The sequence below is a fragment of the Paenibacillus sp. FSL H7-0703 genome, from assembly GCF_038003485.1.
Taxonomy (GTDB): domain Bacteria; phylum Bacillota; class Bacilli; order Paenibacillales; family Paenibacillaceae; genus Paenibacillus; species Paenibacillus polymyxa_B.
On the sequence record NZ_JBBOPF010000001.1, the window covers coordinates 2,511,987 to 2,526,601 of the forward strand.

Sequence of the window (14,615 nt, forward strand, 5' to 3'; positions counted from 1 at the left end):
GCTTAGCCTCCGAATATAACAACAAAACGGACGCCGTCCTTGGTATTCTCCACCTTATAGCGGAATTCGTGCAAATCCAAAATTCGTTTGACGATCGACAGCCCGAGCCCTGTCCCACCTGTCTGGCGGCTTCGGGACAACTCGGCTCGGTAAAAGCGATCCCATATCTGCTCCAGTTGATCGTCAGGAATGGTCTCACCTTTATTTTCAATGGAAAAAAAACTGATTTCCCCAGCACCTTCGACACGTATCGTGATTGAGCTTCCTTCCTCAGCATGTCGTATGGCATTGACAACAAAGTTGATAATCACCTGTTCCAGCCATCCTACATCGGCATGGATCGGCATCTCATTGGCGGGGATAATGACCACTTCCAGCTTTTTCTCCTTCAACAAATGGAATAACTTGTCCACGACCTCCTCCACCAGCTCACTCAAGATAAAGGTCGTCTTGCGAAGCTTGAGGGTACCCGATTCCAATTTGGCGAGGTCCAGCATATCTTTGACCAATCGCTCCATTTTGTCCGCTTCCTCTACAATGACTTTCATATAATGATCCTGCTTCCCGGCGCTAACCCCATCTTGTAATCCTTCTGCGAAGCCTTTAATGATACTCAGCGGGGTTTTCAGTTCATGAGAAGCGTTGGCAAAAAAGTCTTGTTGCACAGCCTCCATCCTCTGCTTCTGTTCCATGTCCTCCACCAATTGCTGATTGGCATCCTGAAGCTCGCGCAAAGCTGTGTCCAGGTTCTGGGACAGGGTATACATGCTGTAGGACAGGCTACCCAGTTCATCATTCTGCCGGATTGGTGTATGGGCTGTAAAATCGAGCTTAGCCATCCGCTTGGCGGTATTATTCAAAGCAATGAGCGGACGGGTCACCATCCGGGAATAGAACAGGGACAAAATCAGAATGAGTGCAAATCCCCCGATCCCCAGGTACAGATAAAACCAGCGCAGAGCTTCATTCGTCTCACTAATTTCCTGCAACGATGTCACTGTAAACAGAAGGTCGATCTCGCCTGTGTCCTGACGAACAGGATGGACTATGACTGCATTGCGTACCCCTGTCCAAGGTTCCGTCCACTCTTCCTCCAACACTTCGAAATTCTTAAGTTTCTCCAGATGCGCCTGCGATAAAGGGAACCATTCCTCCAGCGCACTAAACAGTAAGCCTTGTCGCTGACTCCATGTTTTCAGATCCGGCAGTACAATCTCTGTCACCGTACCGGAAAACCTTACACGGCCATCTGTGCTTGCCTCTTCCGAAGTCGATCCTATATTTTTGAAACCAAGCTTCTGTATGCCGGTTGGATAAATTAAATTGGCGGTAGAGATGCCGTCCGTTCCCAATCCCTCACCTTCAACCGTTACCGTATCACCGGGCTGAATCCGAGCAGCTCTCAGTTCATCTCCGTACTCGCTCATAAACAGAGACAGCGATATTTTAACGATTTTACCATCCGCTTTTCTTAGATTGATATGAAACGCATCATCCAGCTTTACTTTGCCGTCCAGCGTTACAATCGCCAGCTGGTTTTTATTCTGAAGCATAAAGCGAGCTGCCTCACGGGAAACCCTGCCCGATCCCCAAGCCTCCTGGACATAACTTTGACCGAAGCTTTGCAAGCGGCTTTCCACACGACCAATCTTCTGTTCCTGATAAAAATTTTCAAAAAACAGCAATTGACTTAAAATCACCATACCGTAAAAACACAGGAAAAACACAACCGTCATAATGAACAACTTAAAGGTAACTCCCCGTTTGTTCATTCTTCCTCCTCAAACCTATAGCCAGTACCAAAAACCGTACGGATATGGCGTGATTCACGGCCTAGCTTACTTCTCAGCTTTTTGATATGCGTATCGACAACTCGTGTATCTCCTTCAAAGTCGATGCCCCACACTCGGTTCAGTATCGCATCCCGTGAAATAACTATGCCTTTATTATGTATAAGCAGCCGCAGCAGCTCATACTCCTTGGGCGTCAGCTCGACTTCCGCCTGATCCACCTCAAGCCGATGAGCCATCGTGTTGAGAATGGCACTACCGAACCGCAAAATATGCGACTCCGGCTGTACATGTCCCTCCACTCGCTTCATCAGTGCGTTTGCACGGGCGATCAGCACCTTGGGGCTGAAAGGTTTGGTAACGTAATCATCCGCTCCCAGCTCAAAGCCCAATATTTTATCATCATCACCGGATTTGGCTGTCAACAAAATGATCGGTACACCTGAATGGCTGCGTACCTGACGGCACACCTCCCAACCATCCAGCTCTGGCATCATAATATCGAGTATAATCAGGTCCGGCTGCACCGAATCAAACCAGATTAGTGCATCTTTTCCATTGCCTGCTTCATAGACTTCCCAATTATTCTGTTTAAAATAATCCGCAATAACTTCACGAATACGTATTTCATCTTCCACGAGAAGAACTCTTTTATTCAATCGACTTCCCTCTTTCGGTCATTCTAGGACAACAGCATATCAAAGACATGTGTACTTTATGTGTTCTTGGCACTTCTTATCAGCAGAACTTCTCATCCGCAAATTCCACCTTGGATTAGGGCAAATTTGTCTTGGCTCAGGCCATCTCTTCTCCTATGATCCTACCCTATAATAAGAAGAGATACAAAAAGCCTGAACAGGAGGGTAATACATGAGTAATCAAACCATTCAGTGGTTTTCCACTTCCAAAGCTAAAGCTTGGCATTCCCAAGCTCATCATTTGACCGATACCCAAGAGAGTGCCAACCTAACCCTTACGGGAGAAACGCATCAGCTTGTCGAAGGCTTTGGTGGCTGTTTTAATGAATTAGGTTATGTGGCCCTGAATCATTTGGAAAAGGACGAACGAGATCGGGTGCTTCATTCTCTCTTTCATCCAGAGGGCGAGCACAAATTTGCGATTTGCCGACTTCCTATTGGAGCGAGTGACTACGCGCTGGAGTGGTACAGCCACAATGAAACAGACGGCGACGTGGAGATGAAGCACTTTTCCATTGAGCGTGATCAGCAATATCTCATTCCTTTTATTCGGGAAGCGTTACAACTCAATCCGGACTTGAAGCTGTTCGCTTCACCCTGGAGCCCGCCGACATGGATGAAATCACCCAGAGCCTACAATTACGGCACGCTGCGCTGGGAAAAGGATATTTTGAAAGCGTATGCATTGTACTTTGTCAAATTTGTTCAGGCTTATCACGAGGCAGGTATTACGATCCATCAGATCCATGTTCAAAATGAAGTCATTGCCGATCAGAAGTTTCCTTCCTGTGTATGGACCGGAGAGCAACTGCGTGAATTTATTCGCGACTATTTGGGCCCTGCTTTTGAGGAACACGGACTGGATACGGAAATTTGGTTGGGGACCATTAACGCTCCCGATCCGTGGGAGGAATTAATGAAGAAGACTTCGACCGGATTCGATGAGTATGCCCATACCGTGTTGAGTGACCCCGAGGCCTACAAATATATTAAAGGCGTAGGCTACCAGTGGGCAGGCAAAAATGCCATTCAACGCACCGTTGCCAGTTATCCTGAGCTTCGTTACATGCAAACAGAAAATGAATGCGGGAACGGAGAAAACTCATGGGACTACGCCAAATATGTATATAATCTGTACCAGCACTACTTCACCAATGGCGTGAATGCTTATATTTACTGGAATATGGTTTTGGAACCGAAAGGCAAGAGTACATGGGGCTGGGAGCAAAATTCGATGATCACCGTTGATCCGGCGGATCGAAAACCTGTCCTGAACCCGGAATATTACGTCATGAAGCACTTTTCTCATTTTGTATTACCGGGTGCCCGACGCATCGGACTTCGTGGCTCATGGACTGGAAATGCAGTTGCTTTTCAAAATACAGACGGGCAAAGGGTGGTAGTCATCGCCAATCCGTTCAAGGAATCGCGTGTGCTGAATCTGTCTCTCGGCAAAACAACACACCGCTTGGAGCTGGAGCCGGAATCCTTTAACACTATTGTGGCTCCTTCTTAACACCGCAGATTTCTGGACTCTTCCAGTCTTGGACACATCGTCAGGTGTCCCTGTCCGGTCTATAAGTGCCCAAGCCATATGTATAGTTTCCAAAATGGATGTATATCCTTTTGCGTATAGTAGCTATAAATAGTATACTTGGAATAACTACGGACAGGAGGTCGATGAATATCACTACTGTAAAAGACCGGATTGATTTGAAGCTGATTAATTGTGATAAGGAATTGACTCTCGCGGTCATCGGTGGAAAATGGAAGCTGATTATTTTGTGGCATCTCGGTATGGAAGGCACCAAGCGGTTTGGTGAATTGAAGAAGCTGATCCCCCATATTACGCAAAAAATGCTGACCAACCAATTGCGCGAGCTAGAGGAAGATAAACTCATTCTACGTAAAGTCTATCCTGTCGTCCCTCCGCATGTGGAATATTCACTGACAGAGCATGGCGAAAGCCTGATTCCGGTACTGAGAGCAATGTACGATTGGGGATCAAACTATCGCGAGAACGTGATCTGGAAAGAAGAAGCGATTCAGGACGTCACACCCGTGTGACCAGCAAAACAAGCATTTTGCGAAATGCTGAACTATATTTTTAGTAGAGACGACCCTGGGGAGATCTGGGGTTGTTTTTTTATGATATAAAGACCATCACTTCAAACCATCTCCAGTTCACGTAAAAAAGCCTGAGACTGTTTATCACAGGCCAGGCTTTTACACTTTCAGCACAGAGCTGATTACACTTGCAATTTACCTGCACGAATATCGTCTGTCATTCCTGCATAAGGTGCTTGGGAAATTAATTGTTCGTTGTTCACACCCGCATTTTCGATGAATGTAATATCTGCAAATTCAGGAACCACATACTTCGGATATGTTTCATACTTTTCACGCGATTCCTCCATCAGCGGAATAAAATCGTTTTGATAGCGCACAGTGATTTCCGGATGCTCATGAACCCATTTAGGGAAGAAAATAATGCCGTGCATACGTTTTTCCTCAGGCATAAAATTCAGAGACACGTCAGTGCCTGTCGGTTCGGTCCACGATACTTTATACACATTTTCCACCAGCTTCACCAGATTGACCTTCTGATCACGTACCCAGCGGCCGCCTACCATACCACTATGAATGCGATAATCGATCGTATCTTCATTTTTAATATATATTTCGTACTCCCAACCATTCTCATAAGTGTAGATCATGTGGCTGCCGATAAACTTGTCCATCTTGCATCCTTCTTTCCTAAATTATAAGTTTTTATGAATTGAATAGGAGACCAAAGACAAAAACATTCAATTCAAAACATGTAATATTAAACATGTTTTTAAATACATATAAATTGTAGCACTATGGTATACTAGTGTCAAATAACGTTTGACAAGGAGAGCTACGTTGAAACGCATATTAAAATACGCCATTTTGGGCCTGGTTCATAAAGAGGAAATGAGCGGCTACGATATTACGAGTCAATTCAAGAAGGAAATCGGACAATTTTGGAGCGCCAAACACAGTCAGATTTATCCTGAGTTAAAAAGGCTGACCGAAGAGGATCTTATTGAATATCGCACCTCCATTACAGGAGCCAAACTGGAAAAGAAGCTGTACTGCATTACCCCCAAAGGAACCCAAGAACTGACTGAATGGCTGCTGAGCCCCAAAGAGTTACCAGAAACGGAAAAGGACGAGTTTATGCTCATGCTATATTTCTCAGCGGCCATCCCCAAGGAAGAAAACAAGCGATTGTTCGAGGACCAGATAACCAAACGTAAAGAGAAGCTAGAGTATCTGTACGAAAGTAAAAAATCCCTCCAACAGCTGGACGAGAACCTTCAAGCCCCCGGCTCTAATCAATTCGGGCATTATCTGGTGCTGAGCCGTGCCATTAATCGGGAGGAAAGCTATATTACGTGGCTGGAAGAAACGCTGTCCCTGTTTGAATAGCCTAAAAAACCTTCAACGCCACGTAGATTCGTGGTATTGAAGGTTTTTCTAAAATACATACAAACTAATCTGCCGTCGTAATCGAAGAACCGTAATCTTCAATATGAATATCTATGCTAAACCGTACGGGAATGGTACTAAAAGTGGTATCCCAATCCTCTTTGACCTTATGCCAAACTTTAGGATGCTGAATCCTCAAAACTTCTCCGAAACCTCCGACATCAACCTTCAGCTTTTGCATTTTAGCTAGGGTTTGTTCAGCTAATGAATTCACTTTCTCCTGAAAGATACTCTCTTCTTGTCCGAGCACATCATTGCTGCGCAAATTTTCTTTCTTGTTAAAAACCTCGGAAACGCGTCCCTCTGAGGACATTTTTACTTGGAAGGAAATGTCGTCCCCCTGAACGATGGCCTTGATCCTGCTTTTCACCGCTTTGATCTCATAGGCTATATTTTTACCGGTCTGGGGATCGCTACTTTTCAACACGCCTCCATCCAGCTCACCTTTGATCCACATGAGACCTTCGACCTCTGATTCATTCAGAAAACCAGCGTATGTTTGCGTCTTTCCCTTGATGATTCCCGCACCTGCAAGCTTGATTTCATTCTCCGCCGTAATGACATTGGGCAATATAAAGCTTCTTTTACCCTTCATGGGCCCAACCACTTTAACCAAAGCCACGGGTTTTATCAACCGGGCATTCCGTTTACGATTTTGGAAAATATCCTTTAAGATATAGGCAGGAATTTGACCAGGAATTTTCTCCTGAAGCGCATTGCTCGCCTTGTCTGTACTAATCAGCAATTGTACGCTGGGCCGAATGTCATTATCCCCCAAAAAAAAGTCCAGCAGCTCGTACAACGGAATCTTGCGAAGCAGACTAGAGCTGATAATAATGGTTTTCAAATGTTGCCCAATGGGAGGACGATTAGTCCGCAATGAAATTTCTCTTAGCATTTCAAAAACGGAATCCCCCGTTTCCGTAATATTAAAAAACTTTTTAGCTTGTGGGGAGGAGCTGTTGGAGCCGCCGCTTTCCTCTGGGATGATAAATTGAAAGGTTCCCGTAATTAACTCCTTTTTGGGATAATCTCCTCCTTTCCGATTAATTTGCTCTTCTTGTGAAGATTCTTCCGCTATATCCATAGCAATGCCTGTCTCCAGATTTAGATCCTCCACCGGAGAACTGCTCCAGCAACCTGAAAGTGTACTACATATCAAGAGCGCAGCCATTCCGAGTAATCCTGACCGGGCCCTCATCATGACCGCACCCTCCTCCAGCGAGAAATAAGCAGCAGTGGCAGTGGAAGCAGAGCAATTAAAACGAAAGCTCCATTCCCGATGATCGTTCCAAAAGAAAATAACTCATTCAGATTTTTGGGAAATTGGGACAGGACATAGATGAATGGGAGCAGAATGAACAGCACCTTGGAATAAGAGCTATTCAAAATTTGAGAAACTCCGAGCGAAGCGCAATAAAAAGCAATACTGAATGTAGCAAAAATTTGCATGATCCAGATGGACAACAATAGGGATTCGAACCGTTCCAATAACAGATACTCCACTTCAAAGCTGCGGGCTAAATCTAAAAAGGGCCAGGTTCTGCTCATAACCCCTTCCACCGAAAAGGCGCCAATGCATAAGATTAGCGTAGCTGTATAAAAAACGACCGAGATCCCAATTGCCAATCCGATTGCCTTGGTTGCTTTCTCCGGCTTTTCCATTCGACAAAGAATAAACAGCAGGCACTCTGTCCCCGTTAAGGTCAGGGTTGTAGTCTTGAGCGTTTTAAGCACTGGCATCACACCCTCGGACAAAACAGGACGCAAATTATTCAATTCGAAAATATTCAAACTCAGCAAGCATATTAACAAAAAGATAGATGCCGTAATCGGGAATATAACTTGGCATATTTTTCCCAACGTACCTACCCCTCCCAAGCACAGATACAGAGAGAGCCACATAAAAGGTGCTGAAATCGCCCACGCCGGAGTTCCTTCAAGCAAAAAGAACGACGTTACTTCCTCCACAGATCGGATTTCGAATGCGGCTATACAAATAAAATAGATCACAAACAACATGCCAATCACTTTGCCGATGGCTTTGCCTGTTATCCGCTGAACATACTGGTAAAAGGTGCTTTCTGGGAACCGCAAACTTAGTTTGACAATAATCCATCCGAACAGGAAAGTGGCAGCCCCTGCTAAAATGACAGACATCCATACATCCGGTGTTTTTGCAGTTTCAACGGCTACTCTGGGAAGGGTAAGCAACCCGGCAGCCAGCATAAAGCAAAGCACAATTGTCGTCGTCTGTAACGTTGTAATTTTATCCGTTTTTTTCCCACGGGCCATCTTGCTCCCTCCTGTGTTGTTGAACTCATCCTTGTCGCTTAGGGTCTTTATGCTTCAATAGAATGGGTCTATTTTTCATAAATTGTAACGGTGCTCGCAAAAAGTAATCTTTCCAGTCCTTCAATGAACGGGGAGCCGTTAAACTAAGATATGGCACGCCGAAGCTGTGTAATTTAGCCATATGAATGCTCAGCATCAGGAAAAACATGATCACTCCATACAAACCGAAGATAGACGCCGTGAACATGGCCCCAAAACGAAGAATACGCATAGATATTCCTGCGCTGTATACAGGGGAGGCAAAGGAAGAAATCGCCGTGACTGCTACTACAATAACGAGAATCGGACTTACAATCCCGGCGTCAACAGCGGCCTGTCCAATGATCAGACCGCCGACGATGCCCATCGCTGGACCGATGGGTTTGGGCAGCCGTAGTCCTGCCTCGCGTAAAATTTCGATGGAAATTTCCATAATCAAGGCCTCGATCAGCGTCGAAAACGGAACCCCCTGTCTCGCACTGATAATGGAAATGACCAGCTTGGTTGGAATCAGTCCGGGATGAAACGAGATAAAGGAGATATAGAGCGCTGGGGCGAACAGAGATATCGTAGTTGCCATAAAACGAAGAAATCGAATAAGCGACCCCGGTATCCATCGTTCATAGTAATCTTCGGGAGACTGGAGCATCATCCCGTACGTCACAGGCATAAGGAGGGCAAAAGGTGTACCATCCAGCAGAATCGCCACACGTCCCTCCAGCAATGCAGCCATGACCCGATCCGGTCTCTCCGTATTTTGAATTTGCAGAAAGGGACTAAGAAAATTATCCTCAATAAGCTGCTCCACATAGCCCGACTCCAACACCTCATCCATATCAATGGTTTTGACCCGCCGTTTCACCTCATCTACAAGCTCCGGGTCGGCAATGTCTCTGAAATACACCACCATCAGCTGCTTTTCCACTCTTTTGCCCACTTTGAAGGACGACATGGCCAGTTCTGTACTTTCTCCATGTCTGCGCAGCATTGCCGTATTGTCGCTGAGGGTCTCGGTAAAACCGACTCGCGGTCCCCGCAGCACCGATTCCGATATAGGGTCTTCCACCCCTCGTGTACTCCCTTTGGGTGTACCCAGCACAAAGGCGCCTGGTATGCCCTGAATCATGAGTATGACTGAACCGAACAGCACCTTTTGCAAGGAGAACTGCACCTCTAACGTATACTCTGTTTCCGATACCAGCATGACCTGACGAATAAACATATCCCGAAGCTCTTTTCCTCTCGGAAGCTCCTCCCCGCCTTGTCCGGAGCTGCCCCAATCCATCAGTGGCTTTAAAATGTTCTGATCCATGCCAACCTTGTCCGTTAATCCATCCACAAAAAAAAGTGTGCCTACAGCGTTCAATTTTTCCAGAAAAATCGATCGTTCGTTCACGTCTGACATATCCGTGACGGCTTGTCTGATTTTTGCTACATTGGCTTCATAATCTTCGGTAAAGGTCTCCTTTACATTCTCAGCCTCACTTACAGACGGATTACGATCTGTATGCTGCGAACGGTCTTCTTCTTCTAAAAGCTTTAATCGTTCCATACGTCTGCTTTCTCGACCATCCATCGCTCTAATTTGTCGTACCGTCAGAAAAATAATCAAAGGGATGATGAACAAAAAGAAAGCTTCCATCCATACGTTCCATTTGGGCATATGAGTTCCGATGACCTGCCACACACTCTTTCCTCCTTCACTTCCAGATGATTTGTATATAGATTTACCTGGATTAGAAAAAAGATGCATCGGCAATGGAATAAATTTCTTTACTCACAAAAGGAATAAAAAGGTGAATTTGATAGATGAACTGTAGTGCCAAAAGTGGATTTCCATGATAATATCTATTCATTCTATGACTAATGTCACAAATTTGTTGAATTCGTGGGCCATTATTCGAATCTAAAAGGAGTTGTAGGTATGAAGAAGCATTTTTGGAAGAAAGCCGCTGTGTTGAGTTTGTTAGCGGTCATTTTGTTAGGGGGAACGGCGATCAGTCCCAAGCAGGCTCAAGCATCGCCCGAACCTTATCTTGGGGAAATTACGATGTATCCTTACATGTTTGCTCCTAAGGGATGGCTAAAATGCGAGGGGCAGATCTTGAGCATTTCTCAGAATTCAGCATTATTTAGTCTGCTGGGCACTAATTTTGGCGGCGATGGAATGAACACATTTGCATTACCCGACTTGCGTGGGGCTTCCCCGTTGCCAAATGTAAACTACTACATTGCAACCGAAGGGTCATACCCGTCCCGCCCATAATGAATGCGTTCAATGGTATGTTATTTAATGAAGAAGAGGTGATGGCGTGCTCGAAGGCAATAACTTCACACGCAACAATTTGAAACCGTATCGCTTGCTGGTTCCATTGCTGCCATTCATCGGCGGTACGTTCCTGCTCATAGGGACGAATGAGGCACATGCCGCCGGTTGGGAAAATGTGGTACTTAATAAACCAGCCACATCCAGTGGCTATAGCCAGCCCTATGATCCCTCCAGAGCTGTGGATGGGTCAATCGGGCCGACAAGCCGCTGGTATCAAGCCAGCAACGGTGAGAAATGGATCCAGGTAGACTTGAGAGATTGGTATATCGTAGATCGATACGTTGTTACAGGTATGGGAGTCCATAACGGGTGGCAGGATCAACGTGATCCCTACAGTTTCCGATTGCAAACAAGCAGCAACGGAAGTAATTGGGTGACTGTGGATACCGTCCAGAATAATGGGAGCTCTAATGTTGAAAAGAGCATTGCCCCTGTAACTACACGATACTTGCGATTATATATTGATCAAGGAAATGCGAGAAACAATCAATGGGCTTCCATCTTGGAATTCGCAGCTTATGGGGAGCGATTGCCCGTTCCACAGGCTCCGGGTCATTTTACAGGAACCAAAAATGGAAATACAGTGGAGTTAAGCTGGGATGCTGTTCCTTATGCAACTTCATACAAAGTCATACGAGATAGTGTAACGCTCTATTCAGGTAACTTAACTCAATTTATAGACACTTCAGCATTGCCGCCAGGTGAAGCTCTTTACACGGTTCAGGCTGTGAATGCTAAGGGGGAGAGCACTCCATCAGAGGTTAAAGTGAACATACTTACCGATGCTGAGAGAGTTGCACAGGCAAAAGCTGCTCTTGCATTAGGCTTCTCATCTGGTGATACAGCTGATTCGGTATCCCAAAAGCTGACACTGCCACTCACTGGATTGAATGATACGACGGTGAGCTGGAGTTCGGATACTCCTGACATCATTACGAACGAGGGGGCTGTCACACGCCCGCGTTACGATCTGGGTGACCGAAAAGTAAAACTGACAGCTACGATTGCGAAGGGAAGCGCCTCAGATACCCAAACTTTTGAGGTTACCGTATCGAAGATCACTGCTCAAGATACATTGAATCAAGCAGCCGACATCCTCTCGCTTGGCGATTTGTCTGCGCTAACAGAAAATATTTCTCTCCCTTTATCCGGTTATGGTGGAGCGCAGATCGAATGGTCCTCGTCCAAACCTCTTGTCATTGCAGCAGATGGAACACTCACCAGACCCTCCTATAACAGTGGAGATACGGATGTTACCCTAACGGCTACCCTGCAACTTGCAGGCTTAACGAAAACAAAGAATTTTACTGCACACGTACTCCGTCTGCCGATGAGCGACACTGAAGCCGTAGACGCAGCATACAAAGCACTTGAACTGCCGATAACGACAGTAACGGGAGACGTATATTTGCCAAAAGATGCTCTGAATGGTGTTCAGGTGTCATGGTCATCGAATCAACCCCAGTTCTTGGATCATACTGGGCATGTAACCTTCCCAAGCTATGTACAGGGCGATCAGACTATCACGCTGGAAGCAGTTGTATCACGAGGCGCGGTTGAGCTACGAAAAACATTTAGCCTGCTCGTGCCCGCACTGCCTGTAAGCGCTGATGAAGCAGTGAATTTGGCAGCAAATACACTGAATCTGGATTATCCGCAAGGGATTAAGGATTCCATCGCTCTGCCTCGTACAGGAGCATTTGACACCCAGATCGACTGGTCTTCGGATCAACCAGATATCCTCAGCAACAGCGGTCAGGTGAATCGGCCTAAATATACAGATGGTGATGTGAATGTACAATTAATTGCCATTATTTCTAAAGGTGCAGCTTCTGTACAAAGAACATTCACGATCACAGTGCTGAAGGCATTACCGAATACACCTTACGTACGATTGAACGGTAGCAATCCAATTGTTCTGGAAACCGGCGATAGCTTCACTGATCCAGGAGCCAGCGTACTGGACAGCGTATACGGCAATATCCTGATCCCTGAGCTTTCAGGTAGCGGGAATGTCGATACAAATGTACCTGGCGTATACGTATTGAACTATACTTATAGCGACAATGGGGGCTGGACGGCAGAACCGGCAGAACGCCGTATAAACGTGCTGCCTCGTGCTGTTACAGCCGCAGCAGGCACTGAGGTAGCCTCAGTGATTGTTACAGGCGCCTTACCGAGCGCACGGCTTGAGCTGTACAATGCCCAGCAGGAGCTTATAGCGGAAGGAATCGCTTCGGGAGAGGGAAGATATGCATTTACACCTGTTCCTGAAGGAGCCAGCTACTATGTGCTGCAGAACGTAAATGGCATGAAGAGCGCTCCGTCAGGGCTAGTGTATCCGCAAGGGTTAACCGCGCAGCGCGTTGCGGATTCCATCACAAGCATAGCAGCTCCTACAACAAGTGATACACTGCTCAGGTTGCCTGTTGTACCTGATGGTTTCCGTGTGACCATCAGCAGCAGTAGCCAGCCAGACATCGTGCTTACAGACGGAACTATTGTTCAAGCAGATACTCCTTCCGTTGTAACTATCATGCTGGATGTTATGAGGGTAAGCGATGGTTCTCATGCTTTGACGCAAGCTATAGAAGTCACCGTCCCTGCCAAGGTAATTGCGAGCTCAGGTAAATCTAACAAAGATAAGCATGAGGATCTATCTGCTTTCGTACAACAGATCGGATTTTCCGAACAAGGGAAAGAGTTCTCCCTCTTTGTTCCTTCGCCGGCATTCCTGGATGAGCAGATACAGCAAGCACTTCGCGAAGGCAAGGCATACGCAGACATTCGTTTGGAGCAGGAGAAGCAACTGAGTCGTGTTATCCTTTCTCATTCTTTACTGAATAAATGGGATAAGATTGGTGCATCGGTAATATCCCGATATGGAACACTGTTGATATCCAGTGACACCTTAACCAGCATGGCCTCAGGCCAGCAGGACGTTACATTGTCATTCCAGCAGGCAGATGTACAACGTGCACAGCAGATCCGTGACTGGGCCGAGCAACAATCCAGCCTGACGCTGATGGGTCCGGTTACAGACATCAAAGCCAATGTGACTGGAACCTCGTCGATCATTCTACCGCTGGATAACGAATCCTTAAGTGAGTTACACAATACAGAGCCCCAGTTCTCCATTCTTGTTATTCACGAGAATGGTGAGCGTGAGATTTTAAAAGGGACTGCTGTAATGGATTCAAAAGGGATGTTGTCGGGTGTGAGTCTGAATACGACCGGGTTAGGTACCTTTGCCGTCGCCACAGACGCAAAGACTCAAACCAATAATGCCAGTGTGCAAAATGACCCAAGCAATTCGTCAGATCCACAAGTGCTAGCTCAGGTATGGCCGGATGTACAAGGCCATTGGGCAGCGAAGTCCCTGCAATCTCTTGCAGACAAAGGCTGGATACAAGGCTATAAAGACGGAAACATACGCCCTGATCGCGCTGTAAGCCGTGCAGAATTTGTAGCCATACTGACCAGAGCATTGGGAACTGCTGGAGATGAGAGCCCTTCTACCTCATTTACAGATATGCAGGGACACTGGGCTGGATCAGCCGTGGATTTTGCTCACCGCCAGGGATGGATTCAAGGGCTAACCGCTCAAACTTTCGGACCTGATGAGAGTCTTACCCGTGAACAGGCGATGGTGATCCTGTCACACGCGATGCAGAATCAGACATCCATTTCCAGCACTGCTGCACTGCAATCCTACAAGGATGAGCAGCAGATTGCAGCATGGGCCTCCGCAGCATTCCAGAATGCAGTATCCTCCGGTTGGATCAGCGGTTATCCAGATGGAACACTCAAGCCAAAAGCGGCTATCAGCAGAGGTGAGATGGCTGAACTGCTGGTACGTATTCTTAAATAAGACTTTTTAAGCTTCATAGATCAGATGAGCATAAGCAAATACAACGCGGCCTCCAAGCTTTTCGGGGGCCGTATTTT

Annotated in this window: 11 protein-coding genes; 5 read left to right on the forward strand and 6 right to left on the reverse strand. The window is 46.3% G+C overall.

What is annotated here, in order from left to right; all coding sequences use genetic code 11:
• Positions 1–2 precede the first annotated feature (2 nt).
• On the reverse strand, positions 3–1,772 hold the full coding sequence (locus tag MHB46_RS10945; protein WP_341162327.1) for a sensor histidine kinase: 1,770 nt from the start codon (positions 1,770–1,772) through the stop codon (positions 3–5).
• On the reverse strand, positions 1,769–2,449 hold the full coding sequence (locus tag MHB46_RS10950; RefSeq protein WP_341162328.1) for a response regulator transcription factor: 681 nt from the start codon (positions 2,447–2,449) through the stop codon (positions 1,769–1,771). Before MHB46_RS10950 ends, MHB46_RS10945 begins: the two co-directional genes overlap by 4 nt.
• 211 nt (positions 2,450–2,660) lie before the next feature.
• Between MHB46_RS10950 and MHB46_RS10955 the strand changes: the two genes are divergently transcribed.
• Together MHB46_RS10955 and MHB46_RS10960 are read left to right on the forward strand one after the other, a co-directional pair.
• A complete protein-coding gene (locus MHB46_RS10955) occupies positions 2,661–4,004 on the forward strand; it encodes a glycoside hydrolase family 30 protein (protein ID WP_341162329.1) in 1,344 nt (447 codons plus the stop codon).
• Positions 4,005–4,168: 164 nt separating this feature from the next.
• Positions 4,169–4,555, forward strand: a complete 387-nt coding sequence (locus tag MHB46_RS10960; protein ID WP_076160541.1) for a winged helix-turn-helix transcriptional regulator — start codon at positions 4,169–4,171, stop codon at positions 4,553–4,555.
• A gap of 182 nt (positions 4,556–4,737) precedes the next feature.
• On the opposite strand, the gene MHB46_RS10965 is transcribed toward MHB46_RS10960, so the two are convergent.
• A complete protein-coding gene (locus MHB46_RS10965) occupies positions 4,738–5,229 on the reverse strand; it encodes a phenolic acid decarboxylase (protein WP_013308656.1) in 492 nt (163 codons plus the stop codon).
• A gap of 166 nt (positions 5,230–5,395) precedes the next feature.
• Between MHB46_RS10965 and MHB46_RS10970 the strand changes: the two genes are divergently transcribed.
• Positions 5,396–5,944 (forward strand): PadR family transcriptional regulator, encoded by a 549-nt coding sequence (locus tag MHB46_RS10970; protein ID WP_341162330.1) that lies wholly within the window; start codon positions 5,396–5,398, stop codon positions 5,942–5,944.
• Between the two features lie 64 nt (positions 5,945–6,008).
• Here MHB46_RS10970 and MHB46_RS10975 read toward each other — a convergent pair whose 3' ends face one another.
• The 3 genes from MHB46_RS10975 to MHB46_RS10985 are packed head-to-tail and all read right to left on the reverse strand — an operon-like array spanning position 6,009 to position 10,025.
• The gene (locus MHB46_RS10975; protein WP_341162331.1) at positions 6,009–7,208 is read right to left on the reverse strand and encodes a Ger(x)C family spore germination protein; all 1,200 of its coding nucleotides are present in this window, start codon (positions 7,206–7,208) and stop codon (positions 6,009–6,011) included.
• A complete protein-coding gene (locus MHB46_RS10980) occupies positions 7,205–8,299 on the reverse strand; it encodes a GerAB/ArcD/ProY family transporter (protein ID WP_341162332.1) in 1,095 nt (364 codons plus the stop codon). Before MHB46_RS10980 ends, MHB46_RS10975 begins: the two co-directional genes overlap by 4 nt.
• A 25-nt stretch (positions 8,300–8,324) precedes the next feature.
• Positions 8,325–10,025, reverse strand: a complete 1,701-nt coding sequence (locus MHB46_RS10985) for a spore germination protein (RefSeq protein ID WP_341162333.1) — start codon at positions 10,023–10,025, stop codon at positions 8,325–8,327.
• Between the two features lie 237 nt (positions 10,026–10,262).
• On the opposite strand from MHB46_RS10985, the gene MHB46_RS10990 reads away from it, so the two are divergent.
• A complete protein-coding gene (locus MHB46_RS10990) occupies positions 10,263–10,604 on the forward strand; it encodes a phage tail protein (RefSeq protein WP_341162334.1) in 342 nt (113 codons plus the stop codon).
• A gap of 46 nt (positions 10,605–10,650) precedes the next feature.
• Positions 10,651–14,538 carry an immunoglobulin-like domain-containing protein gene (locus MHB46_RS10995; RefSeq protein ID WP_341162335.1) on the forward strand — a complete coding sequence of 1,296 codons (3,888 nt, stop codon included), beginning with the start codon at positions 10,651–10,653 and terminating at the stop codon, positions 14,536–14,538.
• Positions 14,539–14,615: the final 77 nt, after the last annotated feature.